The organism is Paraburkholderia nodosa (assembly GCF_001718195.1).
GTDB classification, from domain to species: Bacteria; Pseudomonadota; Gammaproteobacteria; order Burkholderiales; family Burkholderiaceae; genus Paraburkholderia; species Paraburkholderia nodosa_A.
In genome coordinates this window covers 109,223-128,889 of the sequence record NZ_MCNV01000008.1, presented here as the reverse complement: position 1 = coordinate 128,889, position 19,667 = coordinate 109,223, and the positions used below count along the sequence as shown (strand labels likewise).

Annotated in this window: 11 protein-coding genes; 7 read left to right on the top strand and 4 right to left on the bottom strand. The window is 67.3% G+C overall.

All coding sequences use genetic code 11. The annotated features are described in order from the left end of the window. Window positions 1-177: 177 nt before the first annotated feature. Window positions 178-1,488 carry a lactonase family protein gene (locus BFD71_RS16250; RefSeq protein WP_069265352.1) on the top strand — a complete coding sequence of 437 codons (1,311 nt, stop codon included), beginning with the start codon at window positions 178-180 and terminating at the stop codon, window positions 1,486-1,488. 43 nt (window positions 1,489-1,531) lie between these two features. On the opposite strand, the gene BFD71_RS16245 is transcribed toward BFD71_RS16250, so the two are convergent. Together BFD71_RS16245 and BFD71_RS16240 are read right to left on the bottom strand one after the other, a co-directional pair. Beyond that, window positions 1,532-5,830, bottom strand: coding sequence for a DNA translocase FtsK (locus tag BFD71_RS16245; RefSeq protein WP_069265351.1), 4,299 nt, complete (start codon window positions 5,828-5,830; stop codon window positions 1,532-1,534). Window positions 5,831-6,041: 211 nt separating this feature from the next. After that, window positions 6,042-6,665 (bottom strand): META domain-containing protein, encoded by a 624-nt coding sequence (locus BFD71_RS16240; RefSeq protein WP_069265500.1) that lies wholly within the window; start codon window positions 6,663-6,665, stop codon window positions 6,042-6,044. Between the two features lie 256 nt (window positions 6,666-6,921). Here BFD71_RS16240 and purT point away from each other — a divergent pair, with 256 nt between their 5' ends. From purT to BFD71_RS16210, 5 genes are all read left to right on the top strand, one after another. Continuing rightward, a complete protein-coding gene (purT, locus tag BFD71_RS16230; protein WP_069265349.1) occupies window positions 6,922-8,145 on the top strand; it encodes a formate-dependent phosphoribosylglycinamide formyltransferase in 1,224 nt (407 codons plus the stop codon). 72 nt (window positions 8,146-8,217) lie between these two features. Next, window positions 8,218-8,604, top strand: a complete 387-nt coding sequence (locus tag BFD71_RS16225; protein WP_069265348.1) for an MliC family protein — start codon at window positions 8,218-8,220, stop codon at window positions 8,602-8,604. A gap of 114 nt (window positions 8,605-8,718) precedes the next feature. Then, window positions 8,719-10,365, top strand: a complete 1,647-nt coding sequence (locus BFD71_RS16220; protein ID WP_069265347.1) for an acetolactate synthase large subunit — start codon at window positions 8,719-8,721, stop codon at window positions 10,363-10,365. A gap of 24 nt (window positions 10,366-10,389) precedes the next feature. Further along, window positions 10,390-11,826, top strand: a complete 1,437-nt coding sequence (locus tag BFD71_RS16215) for an aldehyde dehydrogenase family protein (protein ID WP_069265346.1) — start codon at window positions 10,390-10,392, stop codon at window positions 11,824-11,826. 587 nt (window positions 11,827-12,413) lie between these two features. Beyond that, window positions 12,414-13,898, top strand: coding sequence for a DEAD/DEAH box helicase (locus BFD71_RS16210; protein WP_069265345.1), 1,485 nt, complete (start codon window positions 12,414-12,416; stop codon window positions 13,896-13,898). A 68-nt stretch (window positions 13,899-13,966) separates the two neighbouring features. Here BFD71_RS16210 and gluQRS read toward each other — a convergent pair whose 3' ends face one another. Both gluQRS and BFD71_RS16200 read right to left on the bottom strand, forming a co-directional pair. Further along, window positions 13,967-14,905, bottom strand: coding sequence for a tRNA glutamyl-Q(34) synthetase GluQRS (gluQRS, locus tag BFD71_RS16205; protein WP_069265344.1), 939 nt, complete (start codon window positions 14,903-14,905; stop codon window positions 13,967-13,969). 9 nt (window positions 14,906-14,914) lie between these two features. Then, complete coding sequence (locus BFD71_RS16200) at window positions 14,915-15,796, bottom strand: sulfurtransferase (RefSeq protein WP_069265343.1); 882 nt, start codon at window positions 15,794-15,796, stop codon at window positions 14,915-14,917. A 287-nt stretch (window positions 15,797-16,083) separates the two neighbouring features. Here BFD71_RS16200 and dnaE point away from each other — a divergent pair, with 287 nt between their 5' ends. Next, complete coding sequence (gene dnaE, locus BFD71_RS16195; protein ID WP_069265342.1) at window positions 16,084-19,641, top strand: DNA polymerase III subunit alpha; 3,558 nt, start codon at window positions 16,084-16,086, stop codon at window positions 19,639-19,641. The last annotated feature ends 26 nt before the right edge of the window (window positions 19,642-19,667 follow it).

Here is a 19,667-nt window from a genome sequence, read left to right as displayed (position 1 = left end):
TGTTGCTGCTTCGATTTTGGCCCGGACTTGCCGCTGCGCGCTTGCGGGGCGGGCGCTCGCGACCTCTCCTATACTGGGCCGGTGTCCCACGTATCAGACGAAAGCGGGGCGAATACGGTCGGCATTGCGACGAGGGCCGACCCGCTCCCCTGCATCGACAAGAAAAAGGAGGTCGACATGTTCCTTCGCCGTGCCGCCGCAAACGCCGTGCCTACGCCCTCCCGCTCATCGGCCCACTTATCTGCCCGTTCAGGTAGCCTTTCCCGATCGCGCCGGACTGAGGGCCGACCGGCGCATCTCCTTACCCAGCTCGTCAAAGGTGTTGTCATCATGGCTTCCGTCGCCGCGACGCATGCGTTCGCGCAATCCGCTTCCACGACCGCGCCCGCGGGCGGTGTCTACAACCTGATCGTCGGCACCTATACGGGCGGCAAGAGCGAGGGCCTCTACGTCTATCACTTCGATACGCAGACGGGCGACATGCAGCCGGTCAGCGTGGCGAAGACGGTGAACCCGTCGTTTCTCGTGGTGAGCAAGGACAACCGCTTCGTCTACGCAGTCAACGAGCTACCGGGCGACAACGGTCCTGCCAGCTTGCGCGGCGACGTGAGTGCGTTCGGCTTCGATGCCGCAAGCGGTCAGCTCACGTTTCTCGACAAGGTGTCGGCGCAGGGCAACGATCCGTGCTACCTGAGCCTCTCGCCGGATGGGCGCTACCTCTTCGTGGCGAACTACTCGGTTGCGGCCGACCCGGGCGGCAGCTTCGCCGTCCTGCCCGTGCAGCAGGACGGCAAGCTGGGCGAGTCCGTGCTGACCGTGCACCACGAGGGCGGCGGCCCCGTGAAGGGGCGTCAGGACAATGCGCACGTGCACTCGACGGTGTTTTCGCCGGATGGGCGCTATCTCTTCACCCAGGATCTCGGCACCGACAAGCTCTGGACCTATCTCTATACGCCGGACGGCAGCCGCGGCCTGGTGAGCCCGACCGAATGGCGTTATACCGATGTGAAGTCGGGCAGCGGTCCGCGTCATCTGATCTTCGGCAATGACGGCCGTCACGCGTATCTCACGAGCGAACTGGCCGCCACCGTGACCGTGTTTGCGTATCACGATGGCCACATGAAGCTGGAACAAGTGGAGAAGCTGGCGGAGCCGGGCTTCGAGGGAACGCAGGGCGCGGCGGCGCTCCATCTTTCGCCGGACGGCAAGTTCCTCTACGTTTCCAATCGCGGTGACGCCAACGACATCTCGATCTTCGCCGTCGATGGCGAGAGCGGCAAGCTCAAGCGCGTGGGGCGCCAGTCGAGCCTCGGCAAGTCGCCGCGCGAGTTCGCGATCGATCCGACCGGGCAGTGGCTCATCGTCGGCAACCAGAACAGCGATACCGCCTACGTGTTCCGCCGCGATCAGCAGACGGGTTTGCTCGAGCCGAATCCGAAGCGCATCGATATCGGCTCGCCGGTCGATTTCAAGTTCGTTGCGCAGTAACGGCTTGAGATGACGAAAGAAGGCGCGAGGCGCGCCTTCTTGCTTATTCGCCCTGGCCGCCGCCCGGCACGAGCACTTCGCGGCTGCCGTTGATGCCCATCGGCGAAACGAGTCCCGCGGTTTCCATCTGCTCGACCAGTCGCGCGGCGCGGTTGTAGCCGATGCGCAGTTGCCGCTGCACCGACGAGATCGACGCGCGCCGCGTGCGCACGACGAATGCGACGGCCTCGTCGTAGAGCGGATCGGCTTCGGCGTCGGGCGAGTCGCCGAACAGGTCCTGCGGCGCGCCTTCGGCCGCCGGGCCGTCGAGAATGCCTTCGACGTACTCGGGCTCGCCGAACTGCTTCAGATACTCCACGACCGCGTGCACTTCCTCGTCGGCGACGAACGCGCCGTGCACGCGCTGCGGGTAGCCCGTGCCCGGCGGCAGGAACAGCATGTCGCCCTGGCCGAGCAGCGACTCGGCGCCCATCTGGTCGAGAATCGTGCGCGAGTCGATCTTCGACGACACCTGGAACGCCACCCGCGTCGGTATATTCGCCTTGATGAGACCCGTGATGACGTCCACCGAAGGACGCTGCGTCGCGAGAATCAGGTGGATGCCGGCGGCGCGCGCCTTCTGTGCGAGACGCGCGATCAATTCTTCGATCTTCTTGCCCGCAACCATCATGAGGTCGGCGAGCTCGTCGATCACGACCACGATCATCGGCAGCGGCGAGAGCGGCTCGGGGGCTTCGGGCGTGAGCGAGAACGGGTTGCCGATCTTCTTTTCCTGGGCTTGCGCGTCGCGGATCTTCTGGTTGAAGCCCGCGAGATTGCGCACGCCCACCGCCGACATCAGCCGGTAGCGCTTCTCCATCTCGCCCACGCACCAGTTGAGCGCGTTGGCGGCGAGCTTCATGTCGGTCACGACCGGCGCGAGCAGATGCGGAATGCCTTCGTACACGGAAAGCTCGAGCATCTTCGGGTCGATCATGATGAGCCGCACGTCCTCGGGTGTCGCCTTGTAGAGGAGCGAGAGGATCATCGCGTTGATCGCGACCGACTTGCCCGAACCGGTCGTGCCCGCCACGAGCATGTGCGGCGCCTTGGCGAGATCGGTGACGATCGGATGGCCGACGATGTCCTTGCCCATCGCGATCGTGAGCTTCGACTGCGAGCGGTGGTACGGCGCCGATTCGAGGATTTCCGAGAGGCGGATCATCTGGCGGCGGGCGTTCGGCAATTCGAGGCCCATGCAGGTCTTGCCGGGAATCGTTTCGACCACGCGGATCGACGTGAGGCCGAGGCCGCGCGAGAGATCCTTCATCAAGCCGACGATCTGGCTGCCGCGCACGCCGAGCGCGGGTTCCACTTCGAAGCGCGTGATGACCGGGCCCGCCGAGGCGCCGACCACGGTCACGGGGACCTTGAACTCCTGAAGACGCTGCTCGATGAGCTGGCTCGTTTCGGCGAGCTTCTGCTCGGAGACGGGCTCGATCTCGGACGATGCTCGCTCGAGCAGATCGAGCCCCGGCAGTTCGACCGCCGATGCGCTGAGCGGCTCGAACACGAAGGACGTGGGCGCGTGGCCGCGCACGGGAGCGCGCTGGACTGCGGGCTCGGGAGCTTCGACCGCCTCGGGGGCTTCTATGGCTTCGATTGCTTCGTGTGCGGACTCGAAGTCGGGGCTCGCCGCGCCGGGTTCGGTCGCGATGGCGGGGTAGGGCGCCGCGATCGGGGTGGCAACCGGCGTCGCGGGCTGCGAGGGAGTCGGCGTGAGCGTGGCCTCGGCCGGTGCAGGACAGCTTTGCTTCGGCGTTTCGGCAACCCACGGCGGCGTTGCTGCGGGTGCAGGTGCCGGCGCTTGCACTGCGGACAGGGGCGTCGCGTCAAAAGGCGTTGCTTGAGTTGCCGGCGCGTCAGGTGCCGGCAACGCTTCAGCCGTTTCGTTCGCAACCCCTTGCGCTTCATCCATCGACGCGGGGTATGCATCGACGCTGGCGGATTCGCTGTGCGCGACGGGCGCGAAAGACTCGCTCGCCTTCTGCTCTGCCACCGGCGAAGGCGCTGTGTCGAACGGCGTCGCGGGAGCCGCATGCGTAACGGTCGGCGCGACATGTGCAGGCGTCGCGGCGGCGTCGGGCTGCGTCTCGCGAGCGATGCGGGGGGAGTGCACGATGTTCGACGCGGCCGCTGTGTCGAGCGGGTCGTGTGCTTCGTGCGCAGCGTGCGCTTCGGTCGGAGCGGGTTGCTCGGCCTGCGCCTCTGCCGCGACCGGCGTTTGCGTCGCTGCGGGCACTGACACTGGCGCCGGTGCCACAGCCGGAGAAACCGCTGCGGGCGCAGGCGCTCGCACCTGCTCCTGCACCGTCGACGGGCTGAACGTGAAGAACGGTTCGGCGGTGTGCGTCTCGGCGGGGGCGGCAGCCGACGGTTCGTCGTCGAGCAGGATCCACGGCATGCCGTGATCCAGTGTCGGCCACGCCGAAGGCGTTGCGGCTTCCTCCGCCGCAGCTTGCACCGGCTCGATGCGCGTCGCCTCGTTCGAGGCGCCGTGCGTGGCTTCGTCCACGTGCTCAGCAATCGGTTGCCAGGCAGTCGGCGCAGCCATGTAGCCGACGCTGGCGGAATTCGGCTCGGACGATGCCGCGTTCTGAGGCGCGGCAGGGTAGGGGGCAGCGGGCGTCGCGCCCGGCGTCGTGTCGCCCGGTTGCGGCGAGGCGTGCATTTCCACGAACGATTGCCCGGCCGGGTTTGGCGAACGGTAGTCACCGTCCGACAGCGCGACCGGAGCGGACGTCGTTTCCAGCGACGCGGCCGAAGGCATCACCGGCAGCGCCGCCGTCGCGATGTCCGGCGATGCGCTCGAGAATTGCGCGTGCGTGTGTTCCTCGCCCGCGAGCGTACCCGCTTCGTCCAGGGTGCGGCGTGCGAGGCTCGCGCCGGCGAGGGTGGTCCAGCGCGCGGCGTTCTCTTCGATCGAGCGCAATGTTTCGAGCACGCTCGTCGAGAGCGGCGCCTGCGCCTGCGGTGCGCTGGTGGGCGCGAGGCGCGAGTAGGCGGGCGTCGCGGGCGGCGTTTCGGCTGGATGCGTGCCGAACGGCGCCGTGCGCGGCGCACTCATGGGCGGGCGAGGGTTCACGCGCGCGGGCTGCCCTTGCCAGACGTAGGGTTTTGGTGGCTTCGCGACGCGCGGCGGTGCGGCGGCCGCGGCGCGCGCGGCCGTGCTGCCTGCCGCAGGCGGCGGCGCCGTGCGGCGCGGCATGACGGGTTGTGCGAACGGCGAAGTCAGCGGATCGGGCGGTGGCGGTGTCGTGCCGAACGCGGCACTGCGCGCGGCGGCGGCGGCTGCGGCGGCACCGGCCGCGAGCGGCGCACCATGCACCACCGCGGAAGACGAAGCCGTGCGCGCTGCCGCGCCCGTCATCGCGGCGGCCATGGCCGGTCGCGTTTGAGGCGTCTGCGTCCGCCACGGGGCATTCGGCTGCGCAGGGAGGCCCTGCACCCCTTGCGCAGGCGCCACGTCCTGCACTGCGCTCGCACCGCGCACCGGCTGGCGGCGCCCGTCGCCGAGCGGCGCGGCTGCTGGCTGCAACGGCGCGCGCGGCGGCTCCATCGGGGCTCGCGACGCACCCGCAGGCGGCGTTTGCCCCGGCGCACGCGTGCCGCGCAGCCAGTCGGCGGTCGCGGTCGGTTCGGTGCGCGCCCACGCCGCGGCGGGATCGGCGGGACCACGGAAGCCCGGTTCGGCGCGCCACGCCCCAGCATCGGCAAACGCGTCCTGTGCGGTGGCAGCGGCCGACGCTGCGCCAGCCTCGCGCGCGTCACGCGCCGGCGGGCGCCAGATCGTCGGTCGTTTGCGCCGCGCGCCGTCGCCAGGCATCGGCGGATTGAAGGTAGCGGCGCTATGTGCGGGCAGTCCCTCTTCGGCTGCGGCGCGGCGGCTGCGGCGTTCGCGGCGCGGGCTGTCGTCAGTGTCACGCGCGGCGCGGATGTTCAGGCCGAGTCCGAGCGAAATATCCGCCCACGCGAGGAATTCGCGCCAATGGAAGTCGAGCAGCCACGGCAAGCTCACGAGGAGAAGCGCCGTCATCGCGAGCGGCGCGGCCACGTGGCCGATGAGCTTGCCGAGCCCGCCCGAAAGCGCGTGGCCGAATGCGTTGAACCCGGCGATGTCGATGAGCGTCGCCTCGAGCACGCAGCTCGCGAGGAGCACGCCGACGAAGCCGAGCCATAGGCGGATCGTGCCAGGGCCGCGCAGGCCCGCGCCGCCCGGCAGCACGGACTTGACGAGACGCCAGATCAGGGGGATGAACCAGACGGCCGAAACGCCGAACCAGCCAGGAACTACCGTGTGCATGCCGAAGATGTACGTAGAGAAGGTGTGCGACGTGTGGAGTGTAACCGCTCGGCCCCTGCGCGCCGCCATCCACTTGAGGGCGGTGTTGCGTGCGGCATGGCAGGCGTTGCGCGCCTGACACGCCAATGACCCGGCGCGCGCCGGTTTGGTTCGCGCGCAACAAAAAAAGCGCCGCGCCGGGCAAGGGCGCGGCGGCTCATGCGCGCAGCGTTCACTGCGCCGGTTTGGCGTCGGAGGCGGCGCCGGGCGTCGCGGCCGGGCCCGTGCCCGGTTCGGCGCCCTGCTCGGCGAACGTCAGGCGGTCGCCGTTTTCGAGCACGAGAAAGAGCGATTGCGGATGGCGCATCTGCACGCCGGAGCGCGCGATATGCGAGAGCGCTTCCAGATAAGCGCCCTCGATATCGCCGCCCGCGCCGATGCACGCCATGCGCGTGCCGCCGAGCTGGCCGAACGAGAGCAGGCCGTTCTTGAGCGTATAGGCGCCGAAATAGCGGTTGCAGCCCGAAAAGCCGCTTGCGCGGCGCTGGCCGCTCTCGGTCGAGAGGTCGAGCGTAATGGGGCGAGCGTCGGGGTTTTCGGTGTTACCGGCATCGGCGTGGCCGCCCGCCAGGGCGCGCATCGTGCCGTCGGCGCGCTTCCACTCCACGAGCTGCCAGTGCGTGTTGTCGAGCAGCTGCGTCGTGGCGGGGTTGAACGGATCGGGCAGCGGCGCGGAGGCGTCCGTGTGCACGGGCAGCTTGCACGCGCACACCAGCAGGGCCGCAGCGAGCATCGCCGTGCGCGAGGCCAGCTTTCGCGCGAATTCGCCTCGGGCAGGGCGCAAGCGCGGGCGCATATTCATGCGCGGGCTCTGGCTCGGTGCCTGGATCGGCGTCTGGCTCGCCGTCTGGCTAATAGGCATCGCATCGTTCCTCGTAATCGACGAAGGCGTAAGCGTAACGCACCGCGCTGCAGCATGCGAGCGCAAACGTGCGTGCGCCGTGCTGGAAGCGGGCGGCCGCCGACGCGCCAAAGCGCCGCGCCGCGGCAGGGCCGCGTGTTAACATCGGCGCTCTTACGCATTTGCGCCATACCGCCATTCTGGAGACATCATGCAAACCCGCCCCCGCATCGGCACGCCGCTTTCCGCTTCCGCCACCCGTGTCATGCTGCTCGGCGCGGGCGAGCTTGGCAAGGAAGTGATCATCGCGCTGCAACGTCTCGGCGTTGAGGTGATCGCCGTCGATCGTTACGAAAACGCGCCCGGCCATCAGGTCGCGCATCGCGCGCACGTGATCGACATGGCCGATCCCAAGGCGCTGCGCGCGCTCATCGACGCCGAACGCCCGCATCTCGTCGTGCCCGAAATCGAAGCGATCGCCACCGACGCGCTCGCCGCCGTCGAGGCCGAGGGTGTCGCCGAGGTGATCCCCACCGCGCGCGCCGCGCAGCTCACGATGAACCGCGAGGGCATTCGCCGCCTCGCCGCCGAGGAGCTCGGCCTCGCCACCTCGCCTTACGCGTTCGCCGACTCGCTCGACGAGCTGAAGGCGGGCGTCGCCAAGGTCGGCTATCCGTGCGTGGTGAAGCCGGTGATGTCGTCGTCGGGCAAGGGGCAATCGGTCGTGCGCAGCGACGCCGATGTCGAGCGCGCCTGGGACTATGCGCTCGCGGGCGGCCGCGTGAATCGCGGTCGCGTGATCGTCGAGGGCTTCATCAACTTCGACTATGAAATCACGCAGCTCACCGTGCGCGCCATCGACCCGGCGAGCGGCCAGGTGCAAACCTATTTCTGCGATCCGATCGGCCACCTCCAGGTGGACGGCGACTACGTCGAATCGTGGCAGCCGCAGCCGATGAGCGCGAAGGCGCTCGAGCGCTCGCGCGAAATCTCGCACAAGGTGACCGAGGCGCTGGGCGGCCGCGGTCTCTTCGGCGTCGAGCTGTTCGTGCGCGGCGACGAGGTGTGGTTCTCGGAAGTGAGCCCGCGCCCGCACGACACGGGGCTCGTCACGCTCGCGTCGCAGCGCTTCTCCGAGTTCGAACTGCATGCGCGCGCGATTCTCGGCCTGCCCGTCGATACGACGGCGCGCGGTCCGGGCGCCTCGGCCGTGATCTACGGCGGCATGGACGCACGCGGCATCGCATTCGAAGGCGTGGCGCAGGCGCTGGCCGTGCCGGGCGCGGACCTGCGCCTGTTCGGCAAGCCCGAGAGCTTCGTGAAGCGCCGCATGGGTGTCGCGCTCGCCACGGGCGCCGACACCGACGAGGCCCGCTCGCGCGCTCGCGAAGCGGCTGCGGCGGTGCGCCCCGTGCCGGGCGACGCTGCGCAGTGAGCGCGCAGTGAGCGCGCAGTGAGCGCGCAGTGAGCGTATAGCGCGGCGCCAACGCAACCCACGGAGAACACGATGATCGATGCTCGAAGCGGTGCAATCCGGTTGGCGGCAGCGTGCGGTCTCGCCGCCGCGCTCCACGTGAGCGCGGCGAACGCGGCGGCCCCGCTCGAAGTGCGTGACATCCAGGTGCAGTCGCGCCACACGTTCAGCTACACCTGCGCCAACAGCAAGACCTTCAAGGTCACCTATCTGAACGCGGCCAACGGCCAGAGCTTCGCGCTCGTGCCGGTGAAAGGCCGCAAGCTCCTTTTCGTCGGCGTGATCGCGGCTTCGGGCGTGAAGTACGTCGCCGACCGCTACACGTGGTGGACCAAGGGACCCGGCGCCGATCTCTACGACGTCACCTCCGACGCGAGTTCGAAGCCGGTGCTCTCGGGCTGCGCGACGCTCATGCGCTGACGCCGAACGCACGCTTCACGACGCATTGCGCCTCGCGGTAGTAACCTGACGGCCTGTTCGCGAAGGCCGGCTGCCGCCCGCGCGCCGGCCACGCTCTTGCCAGCGAGGTGGTCGATGAAAGCATCGGATCTGTTCGTGAAGGCGCTCGAAGCAGAAGGCGTCGAGTATGTGTTCGGTATTCCAGGGGAAGAGAACCTCGATCTGCTCGAATCGCTGCGGCGCTCGAAGATTCGTCTGATCGTCACGCGCCACGAGCAGGCCGCGGGCTTCATGGCCGCCACTTACGGACGGCTGACGGGCCGCACCGGCGTGTGTCTGGCCACGCTCGGACCCGGCGCCACCAACTTCGTGACGGCCGCGGCCTACGCGCAGCTCGGCGGCATGCCCATGCTGATGGTCACGGGCCAGAAGCCCATCAAGTCGAGCAAGCAGGGCCACTTCCAGATCGTCGACGTGGTGCGCATGATGGAGCCGCTCACCAAGTACGCGCGTCAGATCGTCTCCATCGGCAACATTCCGGCGCTCGTGCGCGAGGCGTTTCGCCAGGCCGAGCAGGAGCGGCCCGGCGCCGTGCATCTCGAGCTGCCCGAAGACGTGGCCGACGAAGAGGGCGACGGCAAGCCCATTCCCAAGAGCTTCAGCCGCCGGCCCGTGGCCGAGGAAAAGGCCGTCGCGCACGCGGTCGGGGCGATCTGCAAGGCGCGCCATCCGCTTCTCATGATCGGCGCGGGGGGCAATCGCAAGACCACGCGCAACGTGCTGCGCGAATTCGTCGACGAAACCGGCATCCCGTTTTTCACCACGCAGATGGGCAAGGGCGTGATCGACGAGTCGCATCCGCTGTGGCTCGGCAACGCCACGCTTTCGGACGGCGACTTCGTTCACCGCGCGATCGAGCACGCCGACTGCATCATCAACGTCGGCCACGACGTGATCGAAAAGCCGCCGTTCTTCATGCGCAGCGCGGAAGAAAAAACCGTCATCCACGTGAATTTTCTCGGCGCGGAAGTCGACCCCGTGTATTTCCCGCAGATCGAGGTGGTGGGCGACATCGCCAACGCCGTGTGGCAGCTCAAGGAGAGCCTGAAACCGCGCGAGCACGCGTGGGACTTCGCGCGCTTCGAGGAGATCAAGCGCCATTTCGAGGCGCATCTCGCCAAAGGGCAGCACGACGAGCGCTTTCCCATGTACCCGGTGCGGCTCGTGCACGACGTGTACGGCGCGATGCCCGACGACGGCATCCTGTGCCTCGACAACGGCATGTACAAGATCTGGTTCGCGCGCTACTACCGCGCACGTGAGCCCAACTCGATCCTGCTCGACAACGCGCTCGCCTCGATGGGCGCGGGGCTGCCCTCGGCCATCGCCACGAAGATCGTGCATCCGCAACGCAAGGTCGTGGCGGTCTGCGGCGACGGCGGCTTCATGATGAATTCGCAGGAACTGGAGACGGCGGTGCGCCTGAAGCTCGATCTCGTCGTGCTGCTGTTGCGCGACGACGCGTTCGGCATGATCCGCTGGAAGCAGGAAAACATGAATTTCCCCGATTACGGGATGACGCTGCAGAACCCCGATTTCGTCGACTATGCGCAGAGCTATGGCGCGCATGGCCATCGCGTGGGCTCGGCGGACGAACTCAAGCCGCTCGTCGAGCAGTGCCTCGCGCAGCCGGGCGTGCATGTGATCGACGTGCCCATCGACTATTCGGACAACGAGCGCGTGCTCAATCGCGACATCAAGCGCCTGAGCGCGCAGCTTTGACGCCGCACTTACGGAGAACCCGTCATGCTCAAACCGACTTATCCGTACTATCTGGCCAACGAGGCCGTTGCCGCCAATACCGACCTCGAGGTCACCGACAAATACAGCGGCGAAGTCGCCACGCGCGTCGCGCTCGCCGACGCGAAGGCGATCGACCAGGCCATTGCGGCGGCCGAAGCCGCCATGCCCGCCATGCGTGCGTTCCCGCCATACAAGCGCCAGGCCGTGATCGATCATTGCGTGGCGCGCTTTCGCGAGCGCTTCGATGAGCTGGCGATGGCGCTGTGCATCGAGGCGGGCAAGCCGATCAACGACTCGCGCGGCGAGGCCACGCGCCTGATCGACACGTTCCGCGTGGCCGCCGAAGAGAGCGTGCGCATCGACGGCGAGATCGTCAATCTCGAGATTTCGGCGCGCGCGAAGGGCTATCACGGCTACGTGAAGCGTGTGCCGATCGGACCGTGCTCGTTCATCTCGCCGTTCAATTTCCCGCTCAATCTGGCGGCGCACAAGGTCGCGCCGGCGCTCGCCGCGGGCGTGCCGTTCGTGCTGAAGCCCGCGAGCCGCACGCCGGTGGGGGCGCTCATCATCGGCGAGGTGCTGGCGGAAACCGACCTGCCCAAGGGCGCGTTCTCGATCCTGCCCGCGCACCGCGACGGTGCCGACCTCTTCACCACCGACGAGCGCTTCAAGCTGCTTTCGTTCACGGGCTCGCCCGCGGTGGGCTGGGACCTCAAGAAGAAGGCCGGCAAGAAGAAGGTGGTGCTGGAGCTGGGCGGCAATGCGGCGGCTATCGTCGACGGCGATCAGGGCGGCAAGCTCGACTACGTCGTCGACCGGCTGGCGTTCGGCGCGTACTACCAGTCGGGGCAGAGCTGCATCGGCGTGCAGCGCATTCTCGTGCACGCGTCGATCTACGAGACGCTGCGCGACAAGCTCATCGCCAAGGTCAAGACGCTCAAGATGGGCGACCCGAAGGACGAGACAACCTTCGTCGGGCCGATGATCTCGGAGTCCGAGTCGAAGCGTCTGGCGGGCTGGATGGAGAGCGCGGTGCTCGCGGGGGCGAAGATCGTCGCGGGCGGCAAGGTGGACGGCGCGATGTTCGAGGCCACGCTGCTCGAAGACGTGCGCCGCGACACCGACCTCTACCGCAAGGAGGCGTTCGGGCCGGTCGCGATCCTCGAGCGTTTCGACGACTTCGGCAAAGCGCTCGACATCGTCAACGACAGCGATTTCGGCCTGCAGGCGGGCGTCTTCACGGATTCGCTCGCCAACGCGCATCGCGCGTGGGACGGGCTCGACGTGGGCGGCGTGGTGATCAACGACATTCCGTCATTTCGCGTCGATAACATGCCGTACGGCGGCGTGAAGGACTCGGGCCTCGGGCGCGAGGGCGTGCGCTACGCGATCGAGGATATGACCGAACTGCGGCTGATGGTGATGCGCGAGACGTGGTGAGCAGGGTGCAGCGGGCTGGCGAAAAAAGGGTGCGATTCTGCGCCGCATGGCGCGCGGGGATTTCCCGTGCGCCATGTTGCAGAACGCATGGCCCGCTGCCATAGGGATTTATGCCAAGGTGCTACAATACCGGCCTTTCGGCCCTTTGCGCCTGCCGCAGAGGGGGGCAGAACGCCGGCAGCAGGCACGCAGCAAGCGGGCAGCAAGCACGCAGCAAGCCGCCCCGAGGCTTGCTGGATCGGCCTGAACGGTCGATCGAGCCGTTTTGACATATCCGGTGCGCACGCGCGTCAAGAGACGAGGACGGCGCCGGAACCATCTGGAATCGAGCGAGTCTGGCTGGGTTGAACCCGAGCGAGCGCGGCGATGCAGCCAGCGCCCCGTCCCCGGCAGATTGTCTCGTCGTCCCACGGGCCATCCCGGGCCATCCGTTTGCCGGGAAGCCCTCGCGGGCGTGTGTTCCGCCCGTCGCAGGAGGGCGCCTGACGTGTTGTCCGGCGCCTTTGCATCGACCTGCAATGCCCAGCAGTGACCATTTGAGGCGCTTCCGCGCCTTGCGCGAATAGCGCCTTTATAGCGAAGCCACCATGTCCGACACAGCCGTCACGCCCAGCATTGCGAACTTTGACCAGTTTGGTCTGGCCCCCGAAATCCTCCGGGCCATCAAGGAGCAGGGCTACACGACGCCCACGCCGATCCAGGCGGAGGCGATTCCCGTGGTGCTCACGGGCCGCGACGTGCTGGCTGCAGCGCAGACTGGCACGGGCAAGACGGCGGGTTTCTCGCTGCCGATCCTGCAACGCCTCTTGCCGTTGGCGAGCACGAGCGCGTCGCCCGCACGGCATCCCGTGCGCGCGCTGATTCTCACACCGACGCGCGAGCTGGCCGACCAGGTCGCCAACAACGTGCGCACCTACGCGCAGCACACGCCGCTGCGCAGCGCGGTGGTGTTCGGCGGCGTCGACATGAATCCGCAGTCCGACGGGCTGCGCCGCGGCGTGGAAATCCTGATCGCGACGCCTGGCCGCCTGCTCGACCACGTGCAGCAGAAGACCACGAGCCTCGGTCAGGTGCAGATGCTCGTGCTCGACGAAGCCGACCGCATGCTCGACATGGGCTTTCTGCCCGACCTGCAGCGCATCCTGAACCTGCTGCCGAAGGAGCGCCAGACGCTGCTGTTCTCGGCCACGTTCTCGGGCGAGATCAAGAAGCTTGCCGCGACCTATCTGCGCACGCCGCAGACCATCGAGGTGGCGCGCAGCAATTCCACCGCGACCAATGTCACCCAGGTGGTGTACGAAGTCGCCGAGGGCGACAAGACCGGCGCGGTCGTTCAACTGATCCGCGAGCGGGGCCTGAAGCAGGTGATCGTGTTCTGCAACAGCAAGATCGGCGCGAGCCGTCTTGCGCGCCAGATCGAAAAGCAGGGCATCGTCGCGGCCGCGATCCACGGCGACCGCACGCAGAGCGAGCGCATGCAGGCGCTCGACGCCTTCAAGCGCGGCGAAATCGAAGCGCTCGTGGCGACCGACGTGGCCGCGCGCGGCCTCGATATTGCCGAACTGCCCGCCGTCATCAACTTCGACCTGCCGTTCAACGCCGAAGACTACGTGCACCGGATCGGCCGCACCGGCCGTGCAGGCGCCTCGGGTGACGCGCTGTCGCTGTGCAGCCCGAACGAGAAGAAGCAGCTCGCCGATATCGAGAAGCTCATCAAGCGCCCGCTGACCGTGGAGCGCCTCGTGGTCGACGTGCCGGTGGCGCATCACGAGGGTGGCGGCCGGCGGCGCGAGCGCGACGGCTATGAAAGCCGCGAAGGCCGCGGTGAACGTGGCGAGCGCGGCACGCACCGCCGCGCGGCCTCGTTCGAGCGCCCGCATCACCATCGTTCGCAGCCGATCGACGACTTTTTCCTGAAGCCCTACGAGCCTTCGGCGAGCGCGCGCAGCAAGGTGGAAGACAAGCCCGCGAACGCCGCGCCGCAGAAGCAGCAATCGAAGCAGCCGCTCGCGGCGCTGCTGGGCGGCCTCGGGTCGTCGTGGCGCAACAAGCCGACGTCGTCTTCGAGCTGAGTTCGAGCGCGAAAGAATCGCGCGACGCAAAAAACGGCATGTCGCTCCTGGCGGCATGCCGTTTTTGTTTATGCGGCTGGCAATTGCACGAGCCGCCGCTTCCACGCGTCGATCGCGGCCAGCTGGAACGCTGCGAGCGTCGCGGGCGCGGGATCGTGCAATTCGAGGCCCAGGTGCCGTGCGGCGGCCATCAGCGTTTCCAGCGGGCGTGACGCGTCGAGCGCCTGCGCCCCGGTCTGCTTCGACAGCTTTTCCCCATCCGCGTTCGTGACGACCGGCACATGCAGATACGCGGGCGTCGGCACGCCAAGACACTGCTGGAGCCAGATTTGCCGCGCCGTCGAGTCGAGCAGGTCCGCGCCGCGCACCACGTGTGTGATGCGCTGGTCGGCGTCGTCCACGACGACGGCGAGCTGGTAGGCCCACTGGCCGTCCGCGCGCAGCAGCACGAAATCACCGACTTCGGTCGCGAGGTTCTGGTGCTGCGGGCCTTGCCAGCGATCGTCGAAGCGGATCAGTGCGGGATTGGCGGCTGCGCCCGCAGGTTCGTCAACAGCGTCTTCGTCAGGCACGCGCAGCCGCCACGCGCGGGCGGGCTTACCGTGCAGGCCGTCGCGACAGGTGCCCGGATAGATCAGCGTGGTGTTGCGCTGGTGCATGCGCAGTTGCGAATCGGCGATTTCCTTGCGCGTGCAGCCGCACGGGTAGACGTGGCCTGAGGCGATCAGCCGGTCGAGCGCCGCGCGATAAAGACCGGTGCGGCGGCTCTGCCATTCGGGCGGCTCGTCGGCGTGAAAGCCGAAGGCCGCAAGCGTCGCGAGAATGTCTTCGGCTGCGCCCGGCACGGTGCGCGGGCCGTCGATGTCCTCCACGCGCACGAGCCAGGCGCCGCCGTGCGCCCGCGCGTCGAGCCAGCTCGCGAGCGCCGAAACGAGCGAGCCGAAATGCAGCGGGCCAGTGGGCGAGGGCGCGAAGCGCCCGCGATACCCTTGCGGCGTTGCGCTCACGCGCGTGGCTTAAGCGGCAGCCTGAGCCGCTGCATCCGTCGCGCCCGCGCGCTCAGGATGGCACGCCGGGCAGCTCTTGCCCACCACGTAGAGCGGCGAAGCCTGCTCCTGCGGCGTCACGACGGCGCGGCACGCGAAGCACTGCACGGTGTCCGTCGGTTCGAGCTGCGGATTGAGCGCGGTGCGCTGGTCGAACACGAAGCAGTCGCCGTTGTAGTGCGCGCCGCCCACTTCCTCGAAGTACTTGAGAATGCCGCCTTCGAGCTGGTACACGTGCTCGATGCCCACTTCCTTCATGTGGATGGCCGCCTTTTCGCAGCGAATACCGCCCGTGCAGAAGGACACGACCGTCTTGCCTTCGAGGTCGGCGCGGTTCGCCTCGATCACGCCGGGGAATTCGCTGAACTTGTCGATGCGGTAGTCGAGCGCCTTGTCGAACGTGCCGACGTCGATTTCGAACGCGTTGCGCGTGTCGAGCATGACGACGGGGCGGCCTTCGTCGTCGAAGCCGCGGTCGAGCCACTCCTTGAGCACGAGGGGCGCGACGGAAGGCGCGCGGCCTTCCTCGGGACGGATCGCGGGCTTCTTCATCGTGATGATTTCGCGCTTCAGGCGCACGAGCATGCGGTTGAAGGGCCGCGTTTCCGAGAGGCTTTCCTTGAACCGCAGCGTCGCGAACTTGCCCTCGAAGAGCGGATCGTGATTGATGTAGTCCATGAAGGCGCGCACGTTGCCTTCATCGCCGGCAACGAACAGGTTGATGCCTTCCGGCGCGAGCAGGATCGTGCCCCGCAAATCGAGCGATTGGCAGCGCTCGAGCACGAGCGGACGCCACTCGGCGGTCTTGTCGAGCGTGGCGAACTGGTAAGCGGAGAGATTGAGGATACGCATGGTGCAACTGGAAAAGCGCCATTAAAAAAGCGCGTGAAACCGGAGCCGGGCGCGCGTGCTTGCCTGTCAACGTCGGGGTCGAACTGCGGTCCCCCGAAAACGGGAATTGGGCAGAGCGCGCGGCGGGCGCAATCCGCTATTATCCCTCAATCGCGCCTCGCGCCGCCTGCGGCGTAGTCGACACGCCGCGCGGCGCCCCCGCGCCCGCGGCAAGGTCCAGGCCAGACTGGCCGATGTCACTTGCCCATGCGAGCGTGCGCCGAAAATCGCGTGCCCCTGAAGGTACAATGACGGCCATGTCAGATCCCCGCTTCGTCCATCTCCGCGTCCACTCCGAATTCTCGATTGCCGACGGCATCGTGCGCCTCGACGACCTCGTCAAGGCGGCGGCCAGGGACGGCCAGGGCGCGCTCGCGCTCACCGACCTCGGCAACGCATTCGGCCTCGTCCGTTTTTACACCGAAGCCCGTGGCAAAGGGGTCAAACCCATCGCCGGCTGCGACGTCTGGATCACTAATCACGACGACCGCGACAAGCCGTCGCGCCTCCTGCTGCTGGTGAAGAACAAGCGCGGCTACCTGAATCTGTGCGAGCTGCTTTCCAAGGCGTGGCTCACGAACCAGTATCGCGGCCGCGCGGAAGTCGACGTCGCCTGGCTCGAAGAAGGACTCGGCGAGGGCCTGCTCGCGATCTCGGGTGCGCAACAGGGCGACGTGGGTCTCGCGCTCGCGGCGGGCAATGCGGAAAGTGCGAAGCGCCATGCGCAGCGCTGGGCGAAGCTGTTTCCGAACGCGTATTACATCGAGTTGCAGCGCTGCGGCCAGCCCGGCGGCGAGCAGTATGTCGAGCAGGCGGTGGCGCTCGCGTCGCAACTGAAGCTGCCGGTAGTCGCCACGCACCCCATGCAGTTCATGACCGACGAGGAATACACCGCGCACGAAGCGCGCGTGTGCATCTCGGAGGGCGACATCCTCGCGAATCCGCGCCGCCAGAAGCGCTTCACGACCGATCAGCGGTTTCGCACGCAGGAAGAAATGGTCGCGCTGTTCGCGGACATTCCTTCGGCAATCGCGAACACCATCGAAATCGCCAGACGCTGCAATCTGACGCTCGAACTTGGCAAGCCGAAGCTGCCGCTGTTCCCGACGCCCGACGGCCTCTCGCTCGACGACTATCTCGTGCAGCTTTCGCGGGAAGGTCTCGAAAAGCGCCTCGTGCAGCTGTATCCGAACGAGGCCGAACGCGAGCAGGAGCGCGCGCGCTACAACGAGCGGCTCGAATTCGAGTGCGGGACCATCATCAAGATGGGCTTCCCGGGCTACTTCCTGATCGTTGCGGACTTCATCAACTGGGCGAAGAACAACGGCGTGCCGGTGGGGCCGGGCCGGGGTTCGGGCGCGGGCTCGCTGGTCGCCTACGCGCTCGGCATTACCGATCTCGATCCGCTGCGCTACAACCTGCTGTTCGAGCGCTTCCTGAATCCGGAGCGCGTGTCGATGCCCGACTTCGACATCGACTTCTGCCAGCACGGGCGCGACCGCGTCATTCAGTACGTGAAGGAGAAGTACGGCGCGGATGCCGTCTCGCAGATCGCCACCTTCGGCACCATGGCCGCGAAGGCCGCGGTGCGCGACATCGGCCGCGTGCTCGATCTGGGCTACAACTTCACCGACGGCGTCGCGAAGCTGATTCCGTTCAAGCCGGGCAAGCACGTCACCATCGCCGACGCGATGAAGGAAGAGCCGCTCCTGCAGGAGCGCTACGACAACGAAGACGAAGTGCACCAGCTGCTCGACCTCGCGCAGCTCGTGGAAGGTCTCACGCGTAACGTGGGCATGCACGCGGGCGGCGTGCTGATCGCGCCGGGCAAGCTCACCGACTTTTGCCCGCTCTACACCCAGGGTGACGAAAGCGGCGTCGTGAGCCAGTACGACAAGGACGACGTGGAAGCCGTCGGCCTCGTGAAGTTCGACTTTCTGGGCCTGACCACGCTCACGATTCTCGACTGGGCCGAGCGCTATATCCGCATGCTCGATCCGTCGAAGAAGGACTGGTCGCTCGCCCAGGTGCCGCTCGACGACGCGCCGTCGTTCCAGATCCTCAAGAAAGCGAATACGGTCGCCGTGTTCCAGCTGGAAAGCCGCGGCATGCAGGGCATGCTCAAGGACGCACAGCCCGACCGCTTCGAGGACATCATCGCGCTCGTGGCGTTGTATCGTCCGGGCCCGATGGACCTGATCCCGAGCTTCTGCGCGCGTAAGCACGGCCGCGAAGTGGTGGAGTACCCCGATCCGCGTGTCGAACCTGTTCTGAAAGAGACCTACGGCATCATGGTCTACCAGGAGCAGGTGATGCAGATGGCGCAGATCATCGGCGGCTACTCGCTCGGCGGCGCGGACTTGCTGCGTCGCGCGATGGGCAAGAAGAAGCCCGAGGAAATGGCCAAGCACCGCGAGATTTTCGCGGAAGGCGCGGCGAAGAACGGCCTCACGCGCGAGAAGGCGGACGAGACCTTCGACTTGATGGAGAAGTTCGCGGGCTACGGCTTCAACAAGTCGCACGCGGCCGCTTACGCGCTCCTCGCTTATCACACGGCGTGGCTCAAGGCGCACCATCCGGCCGAATTCATGGCAGCGAATATGTCGCTCGCCATGGACGACACCGACAAGGTGAAGATCCTCTTCGAGGATTGCCTGACCAACAAGATGGTCGTGCTGCCGCCGGACGTGAACGCCTCGGCGTACCGCTTCGAGCCGGTGGCCGACGCCAGCGTGGCCGAAGGCAAGCGCTCGCGCACGATCCGCTACGGTCTCGGCGCGATCAAGGGCAGCGGCCAGAACGCCATCGAAGAAATCTTGCGCGCGCGTGAAGAGGGCGGTCCGTTCAAGGACCTGTTCGACTTCTGCGAGCGCATCGACCGTCGTCTCGTCAATCGCCGCACCATCGAAGCGATGATCCGCGCCGGTGCGTTCGACACGATTCACGCGAACCGCGCACAGTTGCTCGCGTCCGTGCCGATGGCGATGGAAGCCGCCGACCAGGCGAGCGCCAACGCCATGCAGGCCGGCCTCTTCGACATGGGCGATGCACCGCTCGCCGCGCACGAACTGGTGGACGAGCCGGCGTGGGGCGAGAAGCGCAAGCTTCAGGAAGAGAAGGCGGCGCTTGGTTTCTACCTCTCGGGCCATCTGTTCGACGCCTACAAGGACGAAGTGCGCCGCTTCGTGCGCCAGAAGATCGGCGAGCTCAAGGAAGGGCGCGACAAGCTGATCGCGGGTGTGATCGCTTCGTTGCGCACGCAAATGACCCAGCGCGGCAAGATGCTGATCGCGCTGCTCGACGACGGCACCGGGCAGTGCGAAGTGACGGTGTTCAACGAGCAGTTCGAGGCGCACAAGGCGCTCTTCAAGGAAGACGAGTTGCTCGTCGTGCAGGGCGGGGCGCGCAATGACGCGTTCACGGGCGGTATTCGCTTCACCGTGGATACCGTGATGGATCTCGAGCGCGCGCGCAGCCGCTACGCGCAAGCCGTGAAGCTGCAGATGAACGGCAATGCCAATGCCGGCGCGCTGCGCACGGTGCTCGAAGCCTATCGCGCGAAGCCCGACGACTCGCTGCCGGCGCCTGCCGCGGAAACGCGTGGCCGCGGCGGTTTCGGGCGCGATCGCGGCGAGCGCGCGCATGCGGTCATTCCGAACGGGCTCGCGGTGCAGATCGCCTATCGCAACGATCGGGCGGAAGGCGAAGTGCGTCTGGGCGACGCCTGGCGCGTGAAACCTACCGACGACCTGCTCGCCGCGCTGCGTGGCGAGTTCGCGGGTAGCGAAATCGAGATTGTTTACTGACGGGATCGGACGGTATGGCGGTCTTC

Coding starts and splice junctions, on each gene's coding strand:
- BFD71_RS16250 (WP_069265352.1), top strand. CDS start 178: ATGTTCCTTCGCCGTGCCGCCGCAAACGCCGTGCCTACGCCCTCCCGC.
- BFD71_RS16245 (WP_069265351.1), bottom strand. CDS start 5,830: ATGCACACGGTAGTTCCTGGCTGGTTCGGCGTTTCGGCCGTCTGGTTC.
- BFD71_RS16240 (WP_069265500.1), bottom strand. CDS start 6,665: ATGCGCCCGCGCTTGCGCCCTGCCCGAGGCGAATTCGCGCGAAAGCTG.
- purT (WP_069265349.1), top strand. CDS start 6,922: ATGCAAACCCGCCCCCGCATCGGCACGCCGCTTTCCGCTTCCGCCACC.
- BFD71_RS16225 (WP_069265348.1), top strand. CDS start 8,218: ATGATCGATGCTCGAAGCGGTGCAATCCGGTTGGCGGCAGCGTGCGGT.
- BFD71_RS16220 (WP_069265347.1), top strand. CDS start 8,719: ATGAAAGCATCGGATCTGTTCGTGAAGGCGCTCGAAGCAGAAGGCGTC.
- BFD71_RS16215 (WP_069265346.1), top strand. CDS start 10,390: ATGCTCAAACCGACTTATCCGTACTATCTGGCCAACGAGGCCGTTGCC.
- BFD71_RS16210 (WP_069265345.1), top strand. CDS start 12,414: ATGTCCGACACAGCCGTCACGCCCAGCATTGCGAACTTTGACCAGTTT.
- BFD71_RS16200 (WP_069265343.1), bottom strand. CDS start 15,796: ATGCGTATCCTCAATCTCTCCGCTTACCAGTTCGCCACGCTCGACAAG.
- dnaE (WP_069265342.1), top strand. CDS start 16,084: ATGACGGCCATGTCAGATCCCCGCTTCGTCCATCTCCGCGTCCACTCC.